Below are 22489 nucleotides of genomic sequence, written 5' to 3' on the forward strand. Positions count from 1 at the left end.
GCTCATCCCCTGTCGATCATCGATACCATCGAATTTCGATAGTAACGATAAACGATGGGTCACGTCGTGACAAGCCCCGTCAGAGCAGCCCGAACACCGCCTGCACACCGAGGCTCGTGCCGGCGACGAGCACCCACAGCGCGATCCCGAGCAGCATCGGCCGGAACCCGGCACGCCGGAGCGCGCCGAAGTCCGTCGACACCCCGATCGCGGCGAGCGCCACCGTGATCAGGAACGTCGCCGCGGTCGCGAACCCCGGCGCGACGGCGGCCGGCAGCACGCCGACGGTGCGGAGCAGCACGACCACGAGGAACCCGATCAGGAACCACGGGACCAGCCGGAACACGCGGACGCCCCCGGCGCGACCCGACCCGTCGGCGGACGCGGCCTGCTCGCGGGCGGTGCGTCGCGCCTCCAGGCCGGCGAGCCCGACGACGATCGGGATGATCATGAGCGTCCGGACCAGCTTCACGACCACCGCGGTGTCGGTCGCCTGGCGACCGTAGACCGTCGCCGTTGCGACGACCGACGACGTGTCGTTCACGGCGGTGCCGGCGAAGACGCCGAAGGCGTGCTGCGAGAGGCCGAGCGCGTGCCCGACCAGGGGGAAGACGAAGACGGCGGCGATGTTGCACAGGAAGATCGTCGACATCGCGTAGGCGACGTCCGCGCTCACCGCACCGATCACCGGGGTGACCGCAGCGATCGCCGAGGCCCCGCAGATGCCGGTGCCCACGCCGATGAGCGTGCGGAGCGCACCGGAGACGCGCAGCAGGCGGCCGATCCCCCATGCGGCGGCGAGGCAGACGACCAGCGTCGTGAGCATCACCGGGAGCGTCTCGCCGCCGATGCGCAGCACCTCGCCGATGGACAGCTGCGCACCGAGCAGCACGACGGCGAACTGCAGGACGCGGCTCGACGCGAACTTCACCCCGGGTTGCAGGGCTCCGAGTGCGCCGTGCTCCCGACGGCGGACGAGCCACCCGACGACCGCGCCGAGGACGACGGCGGGGACGGGTCCGCCGAGCACGGGGACCTCGCGGCCGACGAGCGTCGCGACGATGCCGATCCCGACGGCGAGCGCGACGCCCGGGAGAGCAGAACGGACGGCATCGCGGGACGGTGGCATGCGGACAAGCATCGCAGGCCGGTGCCCGCGGCGTCGCGGATCGGCGCCGAGCCTCGGCTCGGCGGACACGACTCGGCCGCCGGAGTGCGCGGGCTGTCCGGCCAGCCGAGTCTCGCGCAGCGCCCGCCCGCGCCCCGCCCGCCCGCCCGCCCGCGCGCAGCGCCCGCCCGCCGCCGCCGCGTCAGCCGACGGGCGGCGTCTGTCCGCTCATGGTCACGCGACCGGTGGCGTCGTCCCACGTGAACGTCGCGTTCGTCCGGCCGCTCGCGTTCGCGGTCGCCTCGTCCGGCTTCGCGTAGTGGTAGGTCACCGCGATGGTCGACGGGTTCGTGCGCGCGACGTCCGGCACGAACGCGTAGGCCTCCTTCGTCGCGGTCCCGAGGTACCGGCCCTGGTGGAAGAGCAGGATCGCGACCGGGGAGCTGCCGGTGGCACGTTCGACGCTCACCACGACCCACGACAGCGGGGCGCAGGCGTCGTACCCGGAGTAGTCCGCCTCGGCCGCGCTCCACTTCGCGTCCTCCAGCCCCGCCGGCAACGGCAGGTCGGCGATGGCCGTCGCCGACGCGGTCTGGCCGCTCGTCGGGCCGCACGTGGGGGTCGACGACGGGGTGGGGGACGTCGAGGGCGTCGGGTCGGTCGTCGGCGACGAGGAGGGGGACGCGGTCACGGTGCGGGTGGCGGTCGGGGCGGCGTTCCCGCCCCCGCTGCAGCCGGTCAGGGCGGCAGCGAGTGCTGCGACGATCAAGAGTCCCCCGGCAGTGGTCGTTGTACGCATCCGCACAGATTCCTCCTCGCCGTGTACAGGGTTCTCGGTTTATTCTTGGGTTCGGAAGCAACGACGATTCCGGCCATGCCTCGTCGTGTGTACCCCACCGCTCGACGTGCGCGAACTGCGAACAAGAGCCCCTCGTGACCGAACACCTCATCGAGTACGTCGCCCGTGACCGAACGGGCATCACCGCCGTCGTGACGCCCACGAGCGTCATCGACGTCGACACCGTGATCCAGCACATCCACTCCGGGCACACCGGCTACTACGTCGCCGCCGACTCGTGGAAGCGCACACCCGTCCGCAGCATGACGTTCATCGGCGGCGCCTACCTGTTCGCGAACTGGGACGGCTCGAAGCGGAACATGCTGCACGACCTCGCGTTCCGCGCGCCGACCCGCTCCGTCCAGGTGGTGCCGGCGGCGCCGTCGCGGCCGCGCCTGCCCCGGTTCCTCGCCGCCCTGTTCGGTCGCCGCACCGCGCGGCACTGACGGGACGGCACCGACGGGTGCGCTCGCGCCGCTGAACGCGCCGAGGCGGACGGGAGGCACGGTGCGGGTCCGCCCCGCGCCTGCCGTCCCGGGGGTCAGTCGTCGTCGCGACGCGACCGCGTCCGACGGAACCGCTTGCCGGATTCCTCGTCGACCGCGACGCTGCCCGTCGGCAGGTTCGAGAAGTCCGGTGCGATGAGGGTCGGCTCCGGGCCGACGCCCGGAGCGTCGAGGACGAGGATCCCGCTCGTCGCGGTGAGGGTGCGTCCGGCGAAGAAGTCCGGCGACCGGAGCCACCAGACGACCATCAGCACCACGCCGATCAGGATGGAGCCGACGCCCACGACCGCGACCGCTCCGATCCCGAGGATCGTGACGTCCTTGCCGTCGTCGCCCTGCAACCAGTCCGGCTGCGCGAACTGCACGAGCCCGTAGACGAAGGTCAGGGCGAGTGTCACCCCGCCGAGCAGTGGGACGACCCCGCGCATCACGAAGTCCCGGACCGAGCGGAAGAGCGTGCGGCGGTAGACCCACACGCAGGCGAAGCCGGTCAGCCCGTAGTAGAACGCGATCATCAGCCCCACGGAGCCGATCAGCGCCGTGAGCAGGTTCGTCGAGATGACCGTGAAGAGCACGTAGAACGCGATCGACGCCACGCCCATGCCGATCGTCGACCAGGTCGGCGTGAGGAAGCGCTTGTGGATGCGGGCGAACTGCGACGGCAGCGCCTTGTACACGGCCATCGAGAGCGAGGTCCGGGCGGTCGGCATGATCGTCGTCTGCGTGGATGCCGACGCCGACGTCAGGATCGAGAACGACAACAGGGCCATCGCCGCGTGACCGAGGAACGAGTTGCCGAACAGCGCCGGGCCGATCGCGGAGAACACGTCATCGGCGTTCGCCTGCGACCCGAGGCCGATGCCCGACGTCCCGACGCCGGCGAACGCGATCGCGGCGATCGAGACGAGTGCGTAGATGACCAGGAGCAGCACGGTGCTGATGACCGCGGCGCGGCCCGGCGTCTTCTCCGGGTCCTTCGTCTCCTCGTTGAGCGACACCGCGGTGTCCCAGCCCCAGTAGATGAAGATCGCCGTGAGCATCGCCGGTGCGATCACCGACGCGGGGTCCATCCCGCTCGGCCACAGCCACGACCACGACGGTGTGAGCGACCCGGCGACACCGTTGCCGGTGGCGACCCGCACGAGCGCGACGGCGGCGAACATCACCAGGACGAGCACCTCGATGCCGAGCAGCACGTACTGCAGCCGCGCCGACACCTCGACGCCGACGTAGCAGATGAAGGTCATCACGGCGATCCACGCGACGCCGGCCACGGTCGACCACAGGGTGCTGTTCCCGAGGGCGCTGATCGCCGGGTCGTTCGTGACGACCCCGACGAACGAGTACCCGTAGGACCCCGCGATCTGGGCGAGGTTCGCCATCACGATGATGTCCGCGGCGATGATCCCCCACCCGCCGAGCCACCCCGTCACCGCACCGAACGCCCGGGTCGCCCAGGTGAAGGTCGTCCCGCAGTCGGGGTCCTCGCGGTTGAGCTCCTGGTAGGCCACCGCGATCATCCACATCGGGATGAACGCGAGCAGCATGATCGCCGGGGCCTTGACCCCGGCGAGGAGCGCGCCACCGCTCGCCACGACCAGCCCGAGGCTCGCGGCCAGGCTGTAGGCGGGCGCCGTCGACGAGATGCCCATCACGACACTGCCGACCAGCCCGATGGCCCCGTTCCGCAGGCCCTTCTCGGTACCGACCGTCTCGGTCGACACCGTCACGACGCGTTCGTCTCGCATGACCAACCACACTTCTCCGGATGGCGAGCGACGAAAACCGTCGCCGTCGCACCACAACACTGTGGATACGAGCACTGAAACTAAACCCTGACGACGCTTTCCGCACCTGTCTGTGTCAATCTTGATGCATGGAGTCGGTCGACGTCGTCGTGATCGGGGCCGGCGTGGCCGGGCTCACCGCAGCGAGACTCCTCGCCGGCGCAGGCGCCGACGCTGAGGCAGAGACCGGCTCCGGCCGCCGGGTCGTCGTGCTCGAAGCCCGCGAACGCATCGGTGGCCGCGTGCACACCGACCGGACCGACGGGTCCGTCACCGACCTCGGCGCCTCGTGGATCCACGGCGTGGACGGCAGCGCCGTCGCCGACGCCGTCGCCGCGTTCGGCATCCGCACGGTGGAGTTCACCGTCGGCGGCTACCAGGTCGACAGCCGGCCGATCGCGTACCACGGGCCCGACGGGCACCGGCTCGACGACGAGCACGTGCGTCGGTTCAGCGCCGACGTGCACACGGTCGACGCCACCCTGGCCGACGTCGTGGCCGGATCGGGTCCGACGGACACCTACCGCGACGCCGTCGAGCAGGCGATCGCCGTGCAGGGCTGGGACGCCGAGCGGGCCGAACGCGTGCGGGAGCACCTCGAGCACCGGAGCGAGGAGCAGTACGGGGTCCCGGGCGACGAGCTCGCCGCGCACGGGCTCGACGACGACTCCATCGACGGCGACGAGGTGGTCTTCCCGGACGGCTACGACGCGCTGCCGACACGGCTGGCCGACGGGCTCGACGTGCGCCTCGGGCACGTCGTCCGTGCGGCGCGGCACGGTGACGACGGCGTCGTGGTCACGAGCGACCGGGGATCGTTCCGCGCCGGGGCGGTCGTCGTGACGGTGCCGGTCGGTGTGCTGCAGTCCGGCGGCATCGAGATCGAACCGCCCCTGCCCGAACGACACCGGCAGGCCCTCGGACGGCTCCGGATGAACGTGTTCGAGAAGGTCGTCCTCCGGTTCCCCGAACGGTTCTGGGACGAGGACGTCTACGCGATCCGTCAGCTCGGACCCGCGGGGCGCTGGTGGCACTCCTGGTACGACCTCACCCGGCTCGACGGCGTGCCGACGCTGCTCACCTTCGCGGCCGGTCCGGCAGCCCGGGCGATCCGGGGGTGGAGCGACGAGCAGGTCACCGCATCCGTGGTGGAGCAGCTGCGGCGGTTGTTCGGCGATCGCGTCCCCGCGCCGACCTCCGTGCACGTGACGGCGTGGCAGGACGACCCGTGGGCCCGAGGGTCGTACGCGCACATGCTGCCGGGGTCGACCACGGCGGACCACGACGACCTCGCGGTGCCCGTCGACGGCCGGGTGCACCTCGCCGGCGAGGCGACGTGGACGGACGACCCCGCAACGGTCGCCGGGGCCCTGTACTCGGGCCACCGGGCGGCGGAGCGGGTGCTCGGCCACACCGTGCCGATCGCCCGGCTCTGGTCCGCACCGTCCTGAGCAGCACCACGGGGCGGACGGGAGGCACGGGGCGGGCCCGCACCGCGCCTCCAGGCCGACGGTCGGGACCGTCTACAGCCGCAACGCCAACGCGTTCGCGGTGAGGCCCGCGGCGGTGCCGCACAGCAGCACGGTGTCGCCACGCGACAGCCGCCCGTCGTCGAGGCAGCGCGCCAACGTGTACGGCACCGACGAGGACACCATGTTCCCGTACTCGGCGACCGCGTCCACGTAGCTGCCCGTCGGGATCCCGATGCGCCGCATGGCGATCCCGAGCGCTCCACTCGCCTGGTGCGGGACCACCAGGTCGATGTCCTCGAGCCCGAGTCCCGCCTTCGCGAAGAACCGATCGAAGAACCCCGGCAGGACCGTGAGCATCCCCATCAGCGCGCGCCGACCGTGCATGTCGAACCGGTAGTCGGCCGGGTCGCCGTCCGCGTAGTCCTGCGCCGGGAACCGTGACAGCCCGCCGCGCAGCTCGGTGTCGTGCGCGTGCTCGGGCCAGGTCTGCTGCAGGCTCGCGAGCACGCCCTCCCCGTCGTCGCCGCGGGTGAGGACGACCGCCGCCGCAGCGTCCGAGAACAGTTCCCAGGATTCACGCTGCTCGGGGTCGAGGAACCGGGAGCCGACGTCCCCGGAGACGATCAGCACCCGCTCGTACTCGCCGTCGGCGAGGTAGCGCGAGGCGATGTCGACCGCCGTGATGAAGCTCGTGCAGGTGGAGTTCACGTCGAACGCGGCGGCCCGGGCGCCCGGGGCGATCCGCTCCGTCACCAGGGCGGCCGTGCACGGGATCGGCTGCACCCCGGCGGCGCAGGCGGCGATGACGCAGTCCACGTCGTCGGGGCTGATGCCGGCGTGCTGGATCGCCCGCTCGGCGGCGGTCGCGAGCATGTCGAGGTGCGAGACATCGTCGGCGATGCGGTAGCGCGTGCCGGTGCCCGACCGCGAGGGGAAGGTCACGGTCGTCTCGGGCAGGTACGTGCCCCATCCGCTGATCCGGCAGTTCCTCATGACGATCCCCCTTCGTCGGTGCGCCGTTCCCGCAGCAGGTCGGTGTCCGTCGGGTGGTGGTCGTGGCTGAAGCACAGGCGCAGGCCGCCGGCCTCCGCGTCGAGCAGCAGGCGTGCCGTCTCGGCCTGCGCCCTGGCGTCGTGCGCGACGGCGCGCGGGATCCTCCGGATCCGGCTCTCGTGGCCGAGCAGGTCACGGCCCCACGCCGCGTCGCCCGCCAACAGGACGCGCCCCTCGACGAGTGCGCCGACGTGGCCGTCCGCGTGCCCCGGCAGGTCCACGAGTCGGTAGGACCCGTCACCGAACAGGTCGACGGTCCGCAACCCCGTGGTCGCGTCGATCCGGAAGGCCCGGTCCGGCACGACCTGGAGGCGCGGCTCCAGTCCGGCGGGCAGCAGTCCGGTGAGCACACCGGCACGCAGCGGCGGGTTCGCGATCGTCCGCCGCATCGGCTCGGTGACGATCACGGTGGCGTCCGGGAACGCCGCGAGGCCGCCGATGTGGTCGGGGTGCAGGTGCGAGAGGACCACGTGCGTGACGGTCGCCGCGGCAGCGCCGAGCTGCTCGCCGATGCTCGCCCCCGGCGGAACCGAGGGCGGCAGGAGCCGCCGGTACGCCCACCCGGTCACGCCGGTCCGCCACGGGGCGGGGGCGTAACCGGTGTCGAACAGGACGAGGCGGTCGTCGGCGTCGTACCGGAACGCGTTCGCGGGGAAGACCCGACGTTCCCGTGGTGCACCGCGGAGCAGCTGGTGCAGGCCGTGCATCGTCGTGCCGCACGCGACGGCGCGGAGGCTACCCATCGCGGCCCCCGGCGTGGCCGCTGCCCGCGGCGTGGCCGCTGCCCGCGGCGTAGCTCGCCAGGCTGTCGTCGAGGCTGACGACCGGCGCGTAGCCGAGCACCTCGCTCGCCCGGGTGATGTCGAGCGTCTGCGAGTGCGTGATCGTCGACACGGTGTACCGCGTGACGGGCGGCTCCGGTCGACCGGGGAGCACGCCGCAGACCGTCTCCAGCATCCCGGCGACGCCGTACACGAGCCCGGCCGGCAGCCGACGGTGGCGGAGCGGCAGGCCCAAGCCGGTGAGGAGCTGGTCGAGGAGGTCGACGAACGGACGCGGCTCGCCGTTCGTGACGTTGAAGGCGCGTCCGGCTGCGGCGGGCACCTCGGCGGCCAACCGGACGGCGAGCGCGACGTTCTCGACCGCCGTCAGGTCGACCAGGCCCCGGCCGCCGTGCATGAGCGGGACGCCGACGCGCTCGTGCACGCGGAGCAGGCGCGGGACGAGAGCGGGGTCGCCGGGGCCGATGATGCCGCGGGGGCGGAGGACGACGACCTCGGGGCGGTCGCTGCGGTCGCTGTCATCGCTGCGGGTGTTGCCGCCGCTTCGGGCGCTCGCTGCACGGAGCAGCGCCTCGGCGTGCAGCTTCGAGCGGATGTAGTGGTTCATCGGTCGACTCGGGTCGACCTCGTGCTCCCGGATCGCCAGACGGTCCCGCGGCGCGGCGTAGATCCCGGGCGAGGAGACGTGCACGAACCGCCGGGCCCCGACCCGACGGGCGTACGCGTACGCCCGGGCCGTCCCGGTGACGTTCGCGTGCTCGAACTCCGCCCACCGTCCCCACGGCGAGGACAGCGCAGCACAGTGCACGACGACGTCGGCCGGGACGTCCGATCGGCCGAGGTCGTCGAGGTCACCGACGAACGTGGGACCTTCCGGCAGCGCCGCAGCCCGGCGTCCGGCAGCGGTCACGGCGTAGCCGTGCGCCCGCAGGTCCCGCACGACGTGGCCGCCGAGGAACCCACTGGCACCCGTGACGAGCACGCTCTCCCCCATCCCACCGATACTAGGTGCCGTCCGGGCGGCGCCGTCGTCCGGGCGGCATCGTCCCCCGGCACCGCCGGCTGCTCCCCTAGGCTCGCCGGTGTGCGGATCGCCCTCGTCACCGACTACTACCTGCCGACGCTCGGCGGGGTCCAGACGGCGGTCCGAGCGCTCGCCGAGAGCCTGCGCGCTGCCGGGCACGAGGCGATCGTCTTCTGCCCGTTGCGGGCCCCGTCCGACGATCCCGACGTCGTCGGTCTCCCGGTCTCCGGCGTCTTCCACCCCGACGACTACCCGTTCGCGTGGTCGCCCGGACGCGTGCGCTCCGTGCTCGCGCGCGAGTTCACCGCGCGCCGGATCGACGTCGTGCACACCCACTCCGAGATGTTCGCCGCCCTCGGCGCGATCCGGGCGGCCCACGACCTCGACCTCCCCGTCGTGCACACGATGCACGGCCGGATCGACGTCTACTCCCGGAACGTCCTGCCGCTGCCGGCGGTCACCACGATCCTGCTGGCCGCGCTGCACGGCCGGCAGGTCAGCGCCGCCGGCATCCGGGTCGCCGCGGACACGCCCTACACCGCCACCCGGACCGCCAGGCGGATGTGGCGGGTGATGCTCGCGCAGTCCCGGGCGGTGGACCACGTCCTCGTGCCGTCGGCGCACTTCGCCGCGAAGCTCGTCGCACAGGGCGTCCGGACACCCGTCACCGTGCTCACGAACGGCATCGAGGCGCCCGTGCTCGGCCGGATCGGCGAGGTGCACGCCCGCACGCTCGGGGCGGGGGAACCACTCCGGATCGTCTGGGTCGGACGGCTGTCACCCGAGAAGCGTCCTGAGGTGCTCGTCCGCGCCGCGCAGGCCTTCCCGGAGGGCGCGCACGTGGACGTCTACGGCGACGGCGTCGCACGCGCGGCGACCGCCCGGGCAGCCGCGGACGCACCGGTGACCCTGCACGGCGCTGCTCCGCACGACCGCGTCCTCGCCGCCATGCGGTCGGCGCACCTGCTCGTGTCGAGCTCGCTCGACTTCGACAACCAACCCATGGTGATGCTCGAGGCCGTCGCCACCGGACTGCCCGTCCTGTACTGCGACCCGGACCTCGCCGAGGTCGTCCCGGCGGGCGGTGGGTTCCTCGCACCGACCCCGGACGCCGACGGCCTCGCCGCCGAGGTGCGTCGACTGCGTGACGACCCCGACGCGATCACCCGCGCGTCCGAGGCGATGCTCGCCGCCCGGTCCCGGATCGAACAGCGCCCGGACGCCGTCCTGGATGTGTACGCGTCCGTCGTGTCCCGCTGACCGCGGCTGTCGTGTCAGGATGTCCGGGCACGCACAGCACGAGGGGGAAGCGATGCTCGCAACGGACGTGGCCGCGAAGCGGTTCCAGCCGACGAAGTTCCGGAACGGCTACGACCAGTCGGAGGTCGACGACTTCCTCGACCGTGTGCAGGCGACCCTCGCCGGGTACGAACAGGGGCGTCCGGTGGACCCGCTCACCCCTGAGGAAGTCGTGAACTCCCGCTTCCGTGCGACCCGCTGGCGCGAGGGGTACGACCAGGACCAGGTCGACGACTTCCTCGACGAGGTCGTCGTCGCACTCCGGCAGCACACCGCTCGCTGACCACGCTCATGCGGCTGATCGGGCGCTGGCCGACCGTCGCGACCGTGCTCGTCGCCGCGACCGCGCTGACCGGATGCGCGTCGGCCGGACCGGACACCGCCCGGCCGACCCACGGCAGCTCGATGACCGCGGAGTCGGCCGGCACCGAGCAGCTGGACCTGCTCGACACCCTGATGGCGGCGGTCCCCGGGGCCTGGGGGTCGGCGACGGTGCACCGTTCCAGGACATGCACTGCCGCGTCCGGCACGGGCGGCGTGCAGATCACCCGCCGAGTCCGTGGCGACGGGATCACGGACGGGCGTGCCGCGGCCCGGGCCTTCCGCGACGTCCTCACGGAGAACGGGTTCGACGTCGAGATCCGACGCGGCACGGAGGTCGTCGGGACCGGCGCACTCGACCGTTTCGCCGCGTTCAACTCGGACCGCGGGGCGTCGATCATCCAGGTGTACAGCGCTTGCTACCCGTTCGACCTGGAATCGGACACCCCGACGGTGCCCGCGGCGCCGTCCGGCTGAGTTCTCCACACGATGTCGTGCATCGGCTTGCGGCGAGTTCCCGGGTCCGTAGAGTGGTGTGACCAAGGGGGGACCATGGGCAACGGGTGGAAGGTGGACATCGCCGGGTCGGAGGCGATCGTCCGGGACACGGCGAAGGCCGGATCGGCGATGCAGGACGCTGCGTCGGACGTCGATGCTGCGCTCCGTGACGTCGTGGCAGCGCTCGCGGGCTCGGACGCCGCCGGCGACGCCCAGGGCTTCCTGGCAGCGCACCAGGGTGAGGCGACCACAGCCGTCCGTGCCGTCGAGAAGGCAATCACGGGCGCGACCGGAGCGATGAACGCGTTCGCCGATGCGGACGCCACCATGGCCGAACGCGCCACGGCCAGCACGCCGCGCGGCTTCGGGCGGAGTGTCCAGTGAGTGCGACGCTGATCGACGAGAGCGCCCTGCCGACCGTCACACCGACGGCCACCGCGGTGAGCGACAGCGCGACCGCCTTGCGCACCTCCACCGACGCGGTGCGTCAGGCTGCCGACGACGCCGAGCAGTCGTGGAGCGGCATCAGCGGCGTGCTCTCGTCCCCCGGCGCGACCGATGCCCTGCCCGACGCGATGTCCGCAGCGACCGGACCCGCGGATGCCCTCGCGACCGCGGCCGGCGCGGTCGCAACGGCCCTCGACACCTTCGCGGACGACGTGACCTCGATCCGCCGCACCCGCCGTTCGCTGCTCGCCGACATCCAGGAACTCCGTGCTCGTGTCGCGGCATCGGACAGCGACGACGCCGTCCCTGCCGAGTACCGCGTAACGAACGACGAGCTCCACGTGCGAGCGAATCGCCTGCGCACCCGGTGGCAGACGGCGCAGGACGATCTCGCCCAGGCGATCCGTGGGCAGATCAGCGGCGGACCACGGCTGTTCCCGATGCTCGGTGGCGGCACGCTCGCAGCGCCGTTCGCCCTGATCGACTTCGGGGCGGCCTCGCGGGCGTTCCGCGACGCCGGCCGCCTGCCACTGCTCGCGGGTCTCGCAGCGCAGGGTCCCGATGCCCTCCGGAAGTGGGCGGGCCGACCACCCCGGCGAAGCGCAGCGGCTGTTGGACCACCCGCCAGCGGTGGGTGACGTCAAGGCGTGGTGGACCGGCCTGGACGCGGACGAGCGCACCGCCCTCGTCACCGGTCTGTCGACCGTGGTCGGGAACCTCGGTGGTGTGCTCTACGCCGACCGCGGCCGGGCGAACCAGCACACCCTCGACACCGAACTGCCGCCGGCGCAGGCGCGGTACCGGGAGCTCTCCGGCAAGGTGGCCCGGAACGACGAACTGACACCCGCCGAACGAGCCGAGTACTCGCGGCTGGCGGAGGTCGTGGGGTCGCTCGAAGCCCTCGACAAGACCCTGTTGGCGGGGACCGCTTCCGCCCCGCGGACCATCGTGTCGCTGACCCTCGGACACCCGCCGCTCGCAGCGGTGGCCGTCGGCGACCTCGACACGGCGTCGAACGTGACCGTCAACGTGCCGGGGATGGGCAGCACTGTCGCCGACAGCATGGAGGCGTGGACGGGTGGCGCCGAGAACCTCCTGATGGAGCAGCGGAACGTCGCTGCGCGAGTCAAGGCGGACCAGAACGTGGCGACCGTCGCCTGGATCGGGTACGACTCCCCGGACATGCCCCCGAGCGTTGAGGTCCTCGGTTCAGCGAAGGCGGAGGTCGGTGCTCGGAACCTCTCGACGTTCCTCCAGGACGTCTCCGGCACGCGAGGCTGGAACAGCGGCGACCACTTGTCCGTCGTCGCACACTCGTACGGGACGACCACCGCGACGCTCGCCGCGGCGAAGACACCCGTCGACAACCTCGTCCTCCTCGCGTCCGCTGGTGTCGACCCGCGCGTGCCGAACGTCCAAGCCGTGGACGTCCCGACGGGACACGTCTGGGCGTCCCAAGCATCGGCGGACTTCGTCGCGAACATCGGCCGCGGGGCGGTCGAGGTGCCCCGCACTGCGTTCGGAGGCGATCAGCCGCTCAACACCGGCAACCCGTTCACCTCCACCCGATCACTCGTCGTCTCACTGCCGAGCACCCACCCGTTGAACCCGGGCGACGGTACATGGGGCGCACGGACGTTCTCGTCCGACACCGAGACGATCGACGGCAGGAAGTGGCGCGGATCCGACGACCACGGCGCAACACCGGCGACGGAGGCCGCGATCGCGGGAGAGTCCCGGGAGGATGGAGATCGCGGGTACCTCGACGCCGGTACCACCCCGCTCCGCAACACGGCCTACACGAGCCTCGGGTACACACCCGAGGGCAAGGAGATCCGATGAGAATGCCCCGCAGCGGGCTCCTTGCCCTGGTGCCCGCCGTGCTCCTCTGCACGATGGTCGCCGGTTGCTCGAACCACAACGCACCCCCGGAGCAGGAGCCATCCATGTCGACGACGGACTCAGCGGACGCGAAGCGCGTCTGGGCAGAAGCGAACACGCAGGCCGAGGCCACACAGGCGGTCGTCCCGGGACGGTGGCTGTCCTCCGACACCGCGGCACGCGCCTGCGGTGACGGCGTGCAGTGGGTCGTCAACCGGATCGGACCCGGGACCGAACCGGCCCGTCGGGACGCCGTGATCAGCGACATCGAGGCCTACTGGCGTTCCCTTGGTTGGAAGCCGACACGCTCGGACCTCACCGGCGACGCTCCCGGACAGCAGGTCAGGTACCCCGCGAGCGGCGTGTTCGAGAACGGGTTCTTCGCAGAGTTCGCCACCACCGAGAACGCCTCGACGCTGCAGATCCAGACCCCGTGCACGCCCGGCGACGTCGACCAGCTCAACCGCGAGAAGTACGCCGAGAAGCACACGAACACACCGCCCGACATCCCCGGTGCCTCCGACCCGACGGCCACGGCCACCCCGTGAGCGCGCAGATGGGGGCGGACCACCTCGCCCGCGAACAAGAACGGCTCGACCGCCCCCGCGGCTGGTGGATCGCCGGACCAGGTCTGGGCGCGATCGTGCTCGGGCTCGTCACGCTCGCCGTGGCCGGTGGCGCGATCGAGCACATCTGGCTCCTCGCGGTCCTCGGACTCGTCCAGCTCGGGCTGCTCGTCTGGACGGCGATGGCGCTTCACGCTGTCCGTGGCCGTCGACCACTCGCTCGCGCCGCGGGCATCATCGGCATCGTCGTCGCGGGGCTCTCCGTCATGCAAGGCATCGGCCTGGTCGTCGGATTGGCGCTTCTCAGTACCGCGGTCTGAGCCGCCGTCAACCGTTCCTGGAACGCTGCGGGCGGAGGAGAACGAGCCGATGAGACTGAACCGCGCCGAGCTCGTCGCGCTGCTGCCTGCCGTCCTGCTGTGCACGATGGTTGCTGGCTGCACGAACGACGGCTCACCACCACAGGACCAGCCTTCCCCGTCCGCAACGGACTCAGCGGCGGCGAAGCGCGTCTGGGTCGAAGCGAACACGCGAGCCGAGGCCACGCAGGCGATCGTCACCGGGAAGTGGCTGACGTCAGACACCGCGGCGCGCGCGTGCAGAGATGGCGTGCAGTGGGTCGTGACCCGGCTCGGGCCCGGAACCGACCCGGGCCAGCGAGACGCGGTGATCGGCGACATCGAGGCGTACTGGCGGTCCCTGGGCTGGCGGCCGACACGCTCCGACTTCCCCGGCGATCATCCGGGAGAGCAGATCACGTACCCCGCTGGCGGACTGTTCGAGAACGGCTTCTTCGTGCGCTTCCGGACCAACGAGAACGGTTCGTCGCTCCAGATCCAGACCCCGTGCACGCCCGGCGACGTCGACCAGCTCAACCGTGAGAAGTACGCCGAGCAGCACACGAACACGCCCCCGGACATCCCCGGAGCGTCGTCCACTCCGATCGGCCCGTGACTGCGGCTCAGGCGCTCGCAGCCGAGGCCACCTCGCCGATCCGGACGCCCGTTTCGACGAGCCGCTCCACCTCGGGCGTCGACCTGCCGGCCGGCCACCCCAGCACCGTCGTTGCGAGCGGCGCATCGAGCACCGGCACCGCCACGTGCTCGGGCCACTGCCACGCCCGACTGGACCGGGGGATGACGAGCAACGTCCGGCCGAGGGCGACGAGCTGCGCGAGTTGCGACTGCGAGTGCACCTCGGGGCCTGGTCCGGGCGGGTAGCTCCAGTCGGCGAGCGGCCAGCGGGCCATCGGCAGGTCGGGCACGTGCGACACCTCGGCCATCGTCAGTGACCGTCGGCGTGCGAGCGGGTGGGACGCGGGCACGATCGCGACCTGCGGCTCGGAGTACAGGTCGACGGCGTCGATGCCCGTGAAGTCGTCGAACGGCCGGTGCATCACGGCGACGTCGGCGGTGCCGTCGAGCAGGAGTCCGGCTTGCTCCCCGATCTCGCAGAGGACCACGTCCACCGGCAGGTCGTCGGGTGCAGCGTCGAGCAGCGCCTGCAGGAACTCGTGCGACGACCCGGCCTTCGTCGCGAGGACGAGTCGCCGTTCGGGAGCACCGGCCCGACGCGTCCTGCGGACCGCTGCCCGGACGGCGTCGAGCGCCGCCGGAGCCTCGCGGAGCAGGGCCTCCCCCGCGAGCGTCAGGCGCACACCGCGCCGGTCCCGGTCGAACAAGCGGACGCCGATGCGTTCCTCGAGCTGCCGGATCGCCCGCGACAGCGGCGGCTGGGCCATCCCGAGCCGGAGCGCCGCGCGTCCGAAGTGGCGCTCCTCGGCGACGGCGAGGAAGTACCGGAGTTCACGCGTCTCGACATCGTCCACGGGTGGAGCCTACGTCTGCGATACCCGTCGGGTATGACAGCAGACCGGATCGGTGTTGGACGTGGAGCGGATGCCGGGCGGACGATCGGGTCATGGAGAACGAGAACGCGACCACCGCCCTGGTGACGGGCGGCAACAAGGGCATCGGCTACGCGATCGCCGAGGGGCTCGGACAGCGGGGGCTCCGGGTGCTCGTGGGCGCCCGCGACGACGATGCGCGTCGCGCGGCCGTGGATCGGCTGCGTGCGAGCGGCATCGACGCCGACGGGGTCCGCATCGACGTGACCGACGACGCGAGTGTGACCGCGGCCGCGGCCGACGTCGAGGAACGGTTCGGCCGACTCGACGTGCTGGTGAACAACGCTGGGATCTCCGGCCCGTTCGACCCGGTCACCTGGACGCAGGACCCGACGACGCTCGACCTGGACGTGGTCCGGCAGGTGGTCGACGTCAACGTGTACGGCGTCGTCCGGGTGACGAACGCGATGCTGCCGCTGCTCCGCCGTTCCCCTGCGCCGCGGATCGTGAACGCGTCGAGCAGCATGGGCTCGCTCGGACGCCAGCCCGGCCCGGTGATGGCGGCCTACGCGCCGTCGAAGACGTTCCTCAACGGGATCACGACGCAGTACGCACGGGCGTTCGTGGACACACCGATCATCGTGAACGCGGCGTGCCCGGGCCTGGTGGCGACGGACTTCAACGGCTTCTCCGGTGACCGGACGGCCGCGCAGGGCGCGGCGACCGCCGTCCGGCTCGCGACGCTGCCGGACGATGGCCCGCGGGGCGGGTTCTTCGAGGACGCCGGCGTCGTGCCCTGGTGACCAGGGCACTGGACGGGAGGCGCGGCGCACGTTCCGCGCGTTGCGGACGCGCGCCGGGCCTCCCGTCCGGGATCCGTGCGTCAGACCGCGATCGCCGCGCCTTCCAGCGTGGCGGCGAACGGGTCGAACCCTTCCGGCAGTGAGGCGATCGGCGCGACCGTCGACTCGACCTCGACGAACGAGCGTCGTTCGATGGACTCCTCGACCGCGACCATCGTGTCGAGCACGTGGTAGCCGACCTCGCCGGTCGCGATGTGCGAACCGCCACCGCGGATCGACCGTGCCATGTCGAGCACGCCGAGGCCGCGGCCGACGGTGGGTTCCTCGTCGAGCAGGACCTCGAAGTCCTGCGAGAAGGGGAACGTGGCGTCGGCGGTGATCGGTCGAGCGATCCGGATGGGGTGGCCGCCGCCGAAGGTGTTCGGGTCGGGCAGCACGATGGTTCCCTCGGTGCCGTTCACCTCGAACACTCCGTGTCGGAACAGCGGGGTGTCGAAGGACAACAGGGACTGCGCGTTGCCGCCCTGTTCGAACGAGGTGAGCACGGAGACGTGCGTCGGGACCTCGACGGGGAAGGTGTCGCCGGCGTTCGGACCCACGACGAGCTGCCGGGTCTCCCGCGACTTCGACCCCGTCGCGACGACGGACTCGACGGGGCCGAGCAGGTGCACGAGTGCCGTGAAGTAGTACGGGCCGATGTCGAACAGCGGACCGGCGCCCTTGGCGTAGAGGAACGAGGCGTTCGGGTGGAACACGTCGGGTCCCTGCCACTGCATGCTCGTGACGGCGGTCAGCGGGGTGCCGATCGCGCCGGACTCGATGGCGCGCTTGGCGGTCTGCCATCCCGGGCCGAGCACGGTGTCGGGTGCGATGCCGAGCAGCAGCCCGAGTTCGTCGGCCAGGGCGACGAGCGACGCGGCCGAGGCCCGGTCGACACCGATCGGCTTCTCGCTCCACACGTGCTTGCCCGCGCGGAGGGCCTGCATCGAGACCTCGACGTGGGTGGCCGGCAGCGTGAGGTTGATGACGATCTCGACGTCGGGGTCGGCGAGCACCTCGTCGCCGGTGCCGGACGCGGGGACGCCCCACTTCGCGGCCGAGGCGGCAGCCCGCTCGGTGTCGATGTCGCCGATGTGCACCACCTCGACGTCCGGGAACGTGGTGAGGTTCGCGAGGTACTGCTCACTGATCATCCCGGCGCCGATGAAGCCGATGCCGACGCGTCCGGTGCGGGTCATGCGGACACCTCCTGCTTCTCGAGCGTGGCGTCCTGGTTCAGCGTGGCGTCGAGCCACGCGTAGGACTGCTGCACCGCGTCGAAGACGTCGATCTCGGAGTGGTCGAACTCGATGACCGCGTACTCGAGCGCGGTGGCGGCGGCGAGCGCTCCCGCCAGGTCGACGTCGCCCTGGCCGGCCGGCGCCTGGTCCTTCGGGATCGACGCCGTGGAGATGTCGCCCCGCATCGGGCCGTCCTTGACGTGCACGGCGACGATGCGGTCCCCGAGCTCCCGGACGAACGCGACGACGTCGATGCCCGCGGCGGACGCCCAGTACAGGTCGAGCTCGAGGACGACTGCCGGGTCGAGCATCTCGGCGAGCACCTGCAGCGCGGGCTTGCCGTCGATCTGCGGCCGGAGCTCGTGGTCGTGGTTGTGGTAGCCGACGCGCAGGCCGTGCGCCGCGGCCTCGACAGCGGCATCGTTGAGGCGGGCCGCGACGTGCTCGACGCCCTCGCGGGTGGTCCAGTGGTCGGGACCGACGAACGGGTCGATGACGATCTCGAGTCCGAGCTCCTGCGCCGCGGCGAAGGTGTCGGCGTGCGAGGGGGCCGTCATCACGGTGCCGTCGGGCAGCGGGATGCGCTCCTCGACGAGGAACGCGTGCCCCGTCTTGGCAGAGATGCCGTGTGCGTCGAACGCGGACTTGAGCTGCGCTGCCCGGTCCACGAAGGCGAACGCCTCGACGGTGTCGAAGCCGATCTCGGCGAGGCGACGGACACCGCCGTCGAGGTCGGGCTCCAACGCGGCGTTCACCGTGTAGAGCTGCAGGGAGATGGCGGGTGCCATGGGTGGTCCTTTCGCGGTGTCCGGCTCCGCCGGACGGGTTTGCACTCCGGAGCTACCGGACCGACTTGATGGGGAAGATCACGAGCGCGCCGAGGATCACGGCGACGCCGGCTCCCCAGAGCATGAGGGTGAAGTTCAGCCCGGCGCCGCCGACGTGCAGCAGGAACAAGCCGACGGCGGGGGCGAGCGACTGCGGCAGCGCGTTGGCGATGTTGATGACGCCGAGGTCCTTGCCCGGGCGGTCGGCGTTCGGCAGCACGTCCACGATGAGCGCGGTGTCGATCGCCGAGTAGACGCCGAACGCGAAGCCCATGATGACCTCGGCGACGTAGAAGCTCTCGACGGTGTCGGAGTGCGCCAGGACGATCAGGCCGACCGCGGTGAGGGCGGTGGAGCTCCAGACGAACACCTTGCGTCGGGCGAGCCGGTCGGACGCCCAGCCGGAGACGGCGGCGGCGATCATGAGGGCGATCGTGTAGAGCAGGACGCCGAACGCGACCGCCGCGACGGCCTTCGCCGGCTCGAGTCCGATGTGCTTCTCCATGTAGAGCACGCGGTACGTCGTGAACATGAACGTGCCGAAGGTGATGAGGAACCGACCCCACCAGGCGAGCCCGAAGTCCGGGTTCTTGATCGGGTTCGTCCAGAACGACGAGATCAGGTTCAGCCAGGTGAACTTCTTCAACTGGTAGGTCGGCAGCTCGTCCTTGGCGACGACGCAGTAGATCAGGATCAGGACGATCGCCAGGATGCCGGGGGCGATGAACAGCAGGGGGATGTTGCCCACGAGGTACACGGCCAGGTAGAGCCCCGCCAGGATCGCGACGTTCTGGGCGAGGGCGATCACGCTGGAAGCCTTGCCGCGCTGCAGCTCGGGGACGTTGTCCGCGAAGCTCGCGGTCAGGGCGGCGAAGACGGCGTTGGCGGCGACCTGGGCGACGAGCCAGCCGATGGTCAGCTGCAGCTGGGTGGTCGAGAACGCCAGGAAGACGAGCGACGCCATGAAGACCGCGAGTCCGCCGACCATCCACGGGCGACGACGACCCCACCGTGTGCGGGTCCGGTCGGACAGCGCACCGGCGAGCGGGTTCGCGAGGAGGGCACCGAATGCGCCGATCGGCAAGACGGCTCCCACCACGACCTCCGGGTGCGCCGGGTTGATCTGCGACGCCTTGAGCGACATGCTCACGAAGACCGGGGTGAGCAGCGCGGCGAACAGGCCGAACTCGGCGAGGCTCAAGCCCCACAGGTAGCCGCGGGTGACGCGCTGCGTCGCCACGGGCTGGGTGATGCCCTCCGCGGCGAGCGCTGCTGCCGCCGCGGTGGATTCGGGGGACGCGGTTGACGCGATCCCGCGGTCGTCGTTCGACGTCGGTGTCGACATGACTCCTCCTCGAGTCATAGGGGGCTTCGGGGCCCGCTGAATCCCTAGTGCTGCTAGGTGATCGGGACTGTAGCACCGGAAACCTCCACCCGGAAGTTTTTGTTACGGAACTTCCCGAGCGTTCTTCACCCGCGCTGGGCTGCCGGTAGGTTGGTCCCTGTGACCTCCAACGATGGAATCGGACGCCGCGGGCCGTACGCCAAGGGCGTGCAGCGTCGGCAGGAGATCCTCGACGAGACGCTCGACGTCATCGCCACCCGAGGCATCGACGGAGCATCCCTCCGGGCGATCGGCGAGGCGATCGGCGTGTCGCACGCCGCACTCCGGCACTACTTCTCGTCGCGCGAGGACCTGCTCGTCGAGGTCCTGCGCGAGCGGGACGCCGCGTCGAACCGCGCCCTCGGGGACACCCCCGGTGTCTTCACCCGACTCGGGGTCGTCGCCGACCGGAACGTCAGCGAACCCGCACTCGTGACGCTCTACACGACGCTGCTCGGGGCGTCGGTCGAGTCGGGGAACGAGACGGCACGGGACTTCTTCACCGCGCGGTTCGTGCAGGCCCGCGCGGACTTGGTGCGGGACCTCCGCACCGAGCTCGGGGCTTCCGGACGCCACACCGACGTGGACCTCGACCAGGTCGCGTCGCTCATCATCGCGGCGTTCGACGGGTTGCAGGTGCAGTGGCTGCTCGACCGGGACGTGGACATCGCCGGTACGCTCCGGCTGCTCGAGCGGGTGCTCTGAGGTGTCGACCCTTGTCCGGCGGGATGGCGATCATCCGGAACATCACCGTACAGTTGGGCCATGGACATCATCGAGATGGTCGTCGCAAGCACACTTCTCGTCCTCATCGTCGTGCCCACTCAGGGGACAATCCAACGCAACCCCTGGTACGTCGCGTCAGGCCGGGACAGCGACACCATCTCGACCCACGAGCTCTCCGGTGCCCTCCCGACCAGCGCGCTCACCGCGGTACAAGACTCAGCGAGGGACCTGCAGCCTGGCCGTCGACCTCGGCGCAGGTAGAGTGTTTGCATGCAAACGTCGATCTCAGATCCCGCGCACACGACGCCGATCTACTCGCTGAGCGAAGCAGCGCAGATCGTGCGGGCTCCCTCGACCTCGTTCTCGCGATGGGCACACGGACACCGCTTCAAGCAGCGAAGCGAAGGAGCCTGGGGCTGGAGCGAGCCGATCCTCACGGGCGTGCGTCAAGGTCGGAACTTCACCGTGCCGTTCAACGCGCTGGCCGAGGCGTACATCGTCGAGTCCTTCCGACGAGCCGGACTCCCGATGGCGCGGATCCGCCCGGCGGTCGAGGTCCTACGGCAGGAGATCGGTCTCGAGAACGCGCTCTTGAGCGAGCGGCTCCGGACCGACGGAGCCGAGATCCTCATCGAGAACGGCGACCGGGACCTCGTCGTCGTCCGGAACCACCAGGGCGTGTTCCGCGACGTCGTCGACCAGTACCTGCAGAGCATCGTGTACCGCGAAGGGTTCGTGGACTTCCTCCGGCTCCCGACCTTCGAGCGCATCGAAGTCGTCGTCGACCCGTACCGCAACGCCGGCCAACCGACGGTCGCCCGGATCGGGGTGCGTGTCGAGGACGTGGTCAGTCGTGTCCGAGCTGGTGAACCGATGGCAGACGTCGCCGACGACTTCGGACTCGAGGCCGCGGAACTCCGTTCGCTCGTGCTCCAGGCTGCCTGATCGTGCAGGACGCGCGGTTTCTCCTCGATCGTTCCGTCGGCGGTCGGATCTCGATCGCCCGACTCCGGTCCGCTGGTTGGGACGCGCGCACCCGCGCCGAGCAGTACGGCGACGAGCGAGCGCAGCGGATGCGCGATGAGGAGTGGATCGCGGAGGGCACCCGATCAGGTTTCGTCCTGCTGGCCAAGGACCATCGGGTGGCGACCCGTCCGTTGGAAGCGCACGCGATCTCCGTCAACGACGCACGGGTCATCACCTTCACTCGAGGCGAGCTGACAGCCGTCCAGATGGGTGATCTCTGTTTGCGGCACGAGGCCGCCATCCATCGTCTGGCACAGGTCCAGCCACCCTTCGTGATGGCGCTCAACGAGGCGGGGCTCCGAAGGAAGCGCCTGAACCTCCCGTGAAGCAGCCGTCGGGCTCGTAGGGTGAGCGGCGTGGAACACCAGGAGATCGTCCGTCTCTACGGCCCGTGGGCCCGCCGGACGCCCCGCGACGCCACGGACCTGCTCGACGGGTACCCCGGCAGCTGGTGGGTCGCCGGGGGCTGGGCCATCGAGGCCTTCACGGGGATCCCGCGTCCCCACGGCGATCTCGACCTGAGCATCCCGCGGTCGGAAGTCCCGTCGCTCCGCGCCCACCTCCGGGATCGGCTCGACGTCTGGGCGGCGGATCGCGGGTCACTCCGACCGATCACCGTGGACGGCGACGACCCCCCGTCGACCTGCAGCAACCTGTGGCTGCGTCACAGCGGTGCCGATCCGTGGGAGTACGACGTCATCCTCATGGACGTCTCCGAGGGCGTCTGGACGTACAAGCGCAACCCGCGTGTCTCGCTCCCCTCCGACGGTCTCCTGTGGGAGCGGTACGGAGTCAGGTTCCTCCGGCCCGAGATCCAGCTCCTGCACAAGGCGCCCGGGCTCCGTCCGCAGGACCAGTTCGACTTCGACGCGGCCCGCCCCCGACTCACCCGATCGAGCCGGTCATGGCTCATCCGCGCGCTCGAGGCCGCCCACCCCGGTCACCCCTGGATCGCTGCACTGCTCGCCTCTGCGTGATCGTGTCCCGACGTCGTGAGGTGCGGCCCACGGACGAA

26 protein-coding genes and 2 pseudogenes are annotated in these 22489 nt (G+C 71.2%); 18 read left to right on the plus strand and 10 right to left on the minus strand.

The annotated features are described in order from the left end of the window. Positions 1-79: 79 nt before the first annotated feature. Both ACRQ4B_RS17200 and ACRQ4B_RS17205 read right to left on the minus strand, forming a co-directional pair. A complete protein-coding gene (locus tag ACRQ4B_RS17200) occupies positions 80-1129 on the minus strand; it encodes a YeiH family protein (RefSeq protein WP_439692607.1) in 1050 nt (349 codons plus the stop codon). Positions 1130-1310: 181 nt separating this feature from the next. Further along, entirely contained in the window at positions 1311-1907 is a 597-nt protein-coding gene (locus ACRQ4B_RS17205) for an LppP/LprE family lipoprotein (protein WP_439692608.1), read from the minus strand. Positions 1908-2041: 134 nt separating this feature from the next. Between ACRQ4B_RS17205 and ACRQ4B_RS17210 the strand changes: the two genes are divergently transcribed. Then, positions 2042-2392: a hypothetical protein gene (locus ACRQ4B_RS17210; protein WP_439692609.1), complete on the plus strand. Its 351-nt coding sequence runs from the start codon at positions 2042-2044 to the stop codon at positions 2390-2392. A 95-nt stretch (positions 2393-2487) separates the two neighbouring features. Here the strand turns inward: ACRQ4B_RS17210 and ACRQ4B_RS17215 are convergent, their stop codons facing one another. Next, positions 2488-4200 (minus strand): APC family permease, encoded by a 1713-nt coding sequence (locus tag ACRQ4B_RS17215; RefSeq protein WP_439692610.1) that lies wholly within the window; start codon positions 4198-4200, stop codon positions 2488-2490. Between the two features lie 128 nt (positions 4201-4328). On the opposite strand from ACRQ4B_RS17215, the gene ACRQ4B_RS17220 reads away from it, so the two are divergent. Next, positions 4329-5690, plus strand: coding sequence for a flavin monoamine oxidase family protein (locus ACRQ4B_RS17220; RefSeq protein ID WP_439692611.1), 1362 nt, complete (start codon positions 4329-4331; stop codon positions 5688-5690). Positions 5691-5762: 72 nt separating this feature from the next. Here ACRQ4B_RS17220 and ACRQ4B_RS17225 read toward each other — a convergent pair whose 3' ends face one another. From ACRQ4B_RS17225 to ACRQ4B_RS17235, 3 genes are read right to left on the minus strand one after another with little or no spacing between them, the layout of a single operon-like run. Beyond that, positions 5763-6704: a 3-oxoacyl-[acyl-carrier-protein] synthase III C-terminal domain-containing protein gene (locus tag ACRQ4B_RS17225; protein WP_439692612.1), complete on the minus strand. Its 942-nt coding sequence runs from the start codon at positions 6702-6704 to the stop codon at positions 5763-5765. Continuing rightward, positions 6701-7507 carry an MBL fold metallo-hydrolase gene (locus tag ACRQ4B_RS17230; RefSeq protein WP_439692613.1) on the minus strand — a complete coding sequence of 269 codons (807 nt, stop codon included), beginning with the start codon at positions 7505-7507 and terminating at the stop codon, positions 6701-6703. Before ACRQ4B_RS17230 ends, ACRQ4B_RS17225 begins: the two co-directional genes overlap by 4 nt. Next, positions 7500-8540: an NAD-dependent epimerase/dehydratase family protein gene (locus tag ACRQ4B_RS17235; protein WP_439692614.1), complete on the minus strand. Its 1041-nt coding sequence runs from the start codon at positions 8538-8540 to the stop codon at positions 7500-7502. The genes ACRQ4B_RS17230 and ACRQ4B_RS17235 overlap by 8 nt, the downstream gene beginning before the upstream one ends. 90 nt (positions 8541-8630) lie before the next feature. Between ACRQ4B_RS17235 and ACRQ4B_RS17240 the strand changes: the two genes are divergently transcribed. From ACRQ4B_RS17240 to ACRQ4B_RS17285, 10 genes and pseudogenes are all read left to right on the plus strand, one after another. After that, positions 8631-9830: a glycosyltransferase gene (locus ACRQ4B_RS17240; RefSeq protein ID WP_439692615.1), complete on the plus strand. Its 1200-nt coding sequence runs from the start codon at positions 8631-8633 to the stop codon at positions 9828-9830. A gap of 52 nt (positions 9831-9882) precedes the next feature. Further along, positions 9883-9978 (plus strand): annotated as a pseudogene (locus tag ACRQ4B_RS17245) (DivIVA domain-containing protein); the annotation flags it as partial. A gap of 36 nt (positions 9979-10014) precedes the next feature. Further along, positions 10015-10137, plus strand: a pseudogene (locus ACRQ4B_RS17250) (DivIVA domain-containing protein); the annotation flags it as partial. A 23-nt stretch (positions 10138-10160) separates the two neighbouring features. Next, positions 10161-10667, plus strand: a complete 507-nt coding sequence (locus tag ACRQ4B_RS17255; RefSeq protein ID WP_439692616.1) for a hypothetical protein — start codon at positions 10161-10163, stop codon at positions 10665-10667. 75 nt (positions 10668-10742) lie between these two features. Then, entirely contained in the window at positions 10743-11072 is a 330-nt protein-coding gene (locus tag ACRQ4B_RS17260; RefSeq protein ID WP_439692617.1) for a hypothetical protein, read from the plus strand. Further along, positions 11069-11773: a hypothetical protein gene (locus ACRQ4B_RS17265; RefSeq protein ID WP_439692618.1), complete on the plus strand. Its 705-nt coding sequence runs from the start codon at positions 11069-11071 to the stop codon at positions 11771-11773. Before ACRQ4B_RS17260 ends, ACRQ4B_RS17265 begins: the two co-directional genes overlap by 4 nt. Further along, complete coding sequence (locus tag ACRQ4B_RS17270) at positions 11766-12977, plus strand: alpha/beta hydrolase (protein ID WP_439692619.1); 1212 nt, start codon at positions 11766-11768, stop codon at positions 12975-12977. Before ACRQ4B_RS17265 ends, ACRQ4B_RS17270 begins: the two co-directional genes overlap by 8 nt. Before the next feature lie 104 nt (positions 12978-13081). Next, a complete protein-coding gene (locus ACRQ4B_RS17275; RefSeq protein WP_439692620.1) occupies positions 13082-13564 on the plus strand; it encodes a hypothetical protein in 483 nt (160 codons plus the stop codon). Beyond that, positions 13561-13902 carry a hypothetical protein gene (locus ACRQ4B_RS17280; protein ID WP_439692621.1) on the plus strand — a complete coding sequence of 114 codons (342 nt, stop codon included), beginning with the start codon at positions 13561-13563 and terminating at the stop codon, positions 13900-13902. Before ACRQ4B_RS17275 ends, ACRQ4B_RS17280 begins: the two co-directional genes overlap by 4 nt. 49 nt (positions 13903-13951) lie before the next feature. Next, the gene (locus ACRQ4B_RS17285; protein WP_439692622.1) at positions 13952-14536 is read left to right on the plus strand and encodes a hypothetical protein; all 585 of its coding nucleotides are present in this window, start codon (positions 13952-13954) and stop codon (positions 14534-14536) included. 7 nt (positions 14537-14543) lie between these two features. On the opposite strand, the gene ACRQ4B_RS17290 is transcribed toward ACRQ4B_RS17285, so the two are convergent. Continuing rightward, positions 14544-15410 (minus strand): LysR family transcriptional regulator, encoded by an 867-nt coding sequence (locus tag ACRQ4B_RS17290; protein WP_439692623.1) that lies wholly within the window; start codon positions 15408-15410, stop codon positions 14544-14546. Positions 15411-15502: 92 nt separating this feature from the next. Here ACRQ4B_RS17290 and ACRQ4B_RS17295 point away from each other — a divergent pair, with 92 nt between their 5' ends. Continuing rightward, on the plus strand, positions 15503-16231 hold the full coding sequence (locus tag ACRQ4B_RS17295) for an SDR family NAD(P)-dependent oxidoreductase (protein ID WP_439692624.1): 729 nt from the start codon (positions 15503-15505) through the stop codon (positions 16229-16231). A gap of 80 nt (positions 16232-16311) precedes the next feature. On the opposite strand, the gene ACRQ4B_RS17300 is transcribed toward ACRQ4B_RS17295, so the two are convergent. Genes ACRQ4B_RS17300 through ACRQ4B_RS17310 form a run of 3 tightly spaced genes read right to left on the minus strand, consistent with a single transcriptional unit; the run spans position 16312 to position 19683 of the window. Continuing rightward, positions 16312-17469 carry a Gfo/Idh/MocA family protein gene (locus tag ACRQ4B_RS17300; protein ID WP_439692625.1) on the minus strand — a complete coding sequence of 386 codons (1158 nt, stop codon included), beginning with the start codon at positions 17467-17469 and terminating at the stop codon, positions 16312-16314. Further along, complete coding sequence (locus ACRQ4B_RS17305) at positions 17466-18299, minus strand: sugar phosphate isomerase/epimerase family protein (protein ID WP_439692626.1); 834 nt, start codon at positions 18297-18299, stop codon at positions 17466-17468. The genes ACRQ4B_RS17300 and ACRQ4B_RS17305 overlap by 4 nt, the downstream gene beginning before the upstream one ends. A gap of 52 nt (positions 18300-18351) precedes the next feature. After that, complete coding sequence (locus ACRQ4B_RS17310) at positions 18352-19683, minus strand: MFS transporter (protein ID WP_439692627.1); 1332 nt, start codon at positions 19681-19683, stop codon at positions 18352-18354. Between the two features lie 159 nt (positions 19684-19842). On the opposite strand from ACRQ4B_RS17310, the gene ACRQ4B_RS17315 reads away from it, so the two are divergent. Genes ACRQ4B_RS17315 through ACRQ4B_RS17335 form a run of 5 tightly spaced genes read left to right on the plus strand, consistent with a single transcriptional unit; the run spans position 19843 to position 22451 of the window. Beyond that, positions 19843-20427, plus strand: a complete 585-nt coding sequence (locus ACRQ4B_RS17315) for a TetR/AcrR family transcriptional regulator (RefSeq protein ID WP_439692628.1) — start codon at positions 19843-19845, stop codon at positions 20425-20427. A gap of 60 nt (positions 20428-20487) precedes the next feature. Continuing rightward, positions 20488-20709, plus strand: coding sequence for a hypothetical protein (locus ACRQ4B_RS17320; protein ID WP_439692629.1), 222 nt, complete (start codon positions 20488-20490; stop codon positions 20707-20709). 9 nt (positions 20710-20718) lie between these two features. Further along, positions 20719-21393: a DUF433 domain-containing protein gene (locus tag ACRQ4B_RS17325; protein ID WP_439692630.1), complete on the plus strand. Its 675-nt coding sequence runs from the start codon at positions 20719-20721 to the stop codon at positions 21391-21393. Positions 21394-21395: 2 nt separating this feature from the next. Further along, positions 21396-21800, plus strand: coding sequence for a hypothetical protein (locus tag ACRQ4B_RS17330; RefSeq protein WP_439692631.1), 405 nt, complete (start codon positions 21396-21398; stop codon positions 21798-21800). Positions 21801-21830: 30 nt separating this feature from the next. Next, a complete protein-coding gene (locus ACRQ4B_RS17335; RefSeq protein ID WP_439692632.1) occupies positions 21831-22451 on the plus strand; it encodes a nucleotidyltransferase domain-containing protein in 621 nt (206 codons plus the stop codon). Positions 22452-22489 lie beyond the last annotated feature (38 nt).

The organism is Curtobacterium sp. SP.BCo (genome assembly GCF_051903265.1).
Taxonomy (GTDB): Bacteria; Actinomycetota; Actinomycetes; order Actinomycetales; family Microbacteriaceae; genus Curtobacterium.

Bases quoted from the DNA above. Each gene is read 5' to 3' on its own strand.
- ACRQ4B_RS17200 (WP_439692607.1), bottom strand. From the start codon at position 1,129: ATGCCACCGTCCCGCGATGCCGTCCGTTCTGCTCTCCCGGGCGTCGCG.
- ACRQ4B_RS17205 (WP_439692608.1), bottom strand. From the start codon at position 1,907: ATGCGTACAACGACCACTGCCGGGGGACTCTTGATCGTCGCAGCACTC.
- ACRQ4B_RS17215 (WP_439692610.1), bottom strand. From the start codon at position 4,200: ATGCGAGACGAACGCGTCGTGACGGTGTCGACCGAGACGGTCGGTACC.
- ACRQ4B_RS17220 (WP_439692611.1), top strand. From the start codon at position 4,329: ATGGAGTCGGTCGACGTCGTCGTGATCGGGGCCGGCGTGGCCGGGCTC.
- ACRQ4B_RS17225 (WP_439692612.1), bottom strand. From the start codon at position 6,704: ATGAGGAACTGCCGGATCAGCGGATGGGGCACGTACCTGCCCGAGACG.
- ACRQ4B_RS17230 (WP_439692613.1), bottom strand. From the start codon at position 7,507: ATGGGTAGCCTCCGCGCCGTCGCGTGCGGCACGACGATGCACGGCCTG.
- ACRQ4B_RS17235 (WP_439692614.1), bottom strand. From the start codon at position 8,540: ATGGGGGAGAGCGTGCTCGTCACGGGTGCCAGTGGGTTCCTCGGCGGC.
- ACRQ4B_RS17255 (WP_439692616.1), top strand. From the start codon at position 10,161: ATGCGGCTGATCGGGCGCTGGCCGACCGTCGCGACCGTGCTCGTCGCC.
- ACRQ4B_RS17260 (WP_439692617.1), top strand. From the start codon at position 10,743: ATGGGCAACGGGTGGAAGGTGGACATCGCCGGGTCGGAGGCGATCGTC.
- ACRQ4B_RS17275 (WP_439692620.1), top strand. From the start codon at position 13,082: ATGTCGACGACGGACTCAGCGGACGCGAAGCGCGTCTGGGCAGAAGCG.
- ACRQ4B_RS17285 (WP_439692622.1), top strand. From the start codon at position 13,952: ATGAGACTGAACCGCGCCGAGCTCGTCGCGCTGCTGCCTGCCGTCCTG.
- ACRQ4B_RS17295 (WP_439692624.1), top strand. From the start codon at position 15,503: ATGGAGAACGAGAACGCGACCACCGCCCTGGTGACGGGCGGCAACAAG.
- ACRQ4B_RS17300 (WP_439692625.1), bottom strand. From the start codon at position 17,469: ATGACCCGCACCGGACGCGTCGGCATCGGCTTCATCGGCGCCGGGATG.
- ACRQ4B_RS17305 (WP_439692626.1), bottom strand. From the start codon at position 18,299: ATGGCACCCGCCATCTCCCTGCAGCTCTACACGGTGAACGCCGCGTTG.
- ACRQ4B_RS17310 (WP_439692627.1), bottom strand. From the start codon at position 19,683: ATGTCGACACCGACGTCGAACGACGACCGCGGGATCGCGTCAACCGCG.
- ACRQ4B_RS17320 (WP_439692629.1), top strand. From the start codon at position 20,488: ATGGACATCATCGAGATGGTCGTCGCAAGCACACTTCTCGTCCTCATC.
- ACRQ4B_RS17325 (WP_439692630.1), top strand. From the start codon at position 20,719: ATGCAAACGTCGATCTCAGATCCCGCGCACACGACGCCGATCTACTCG.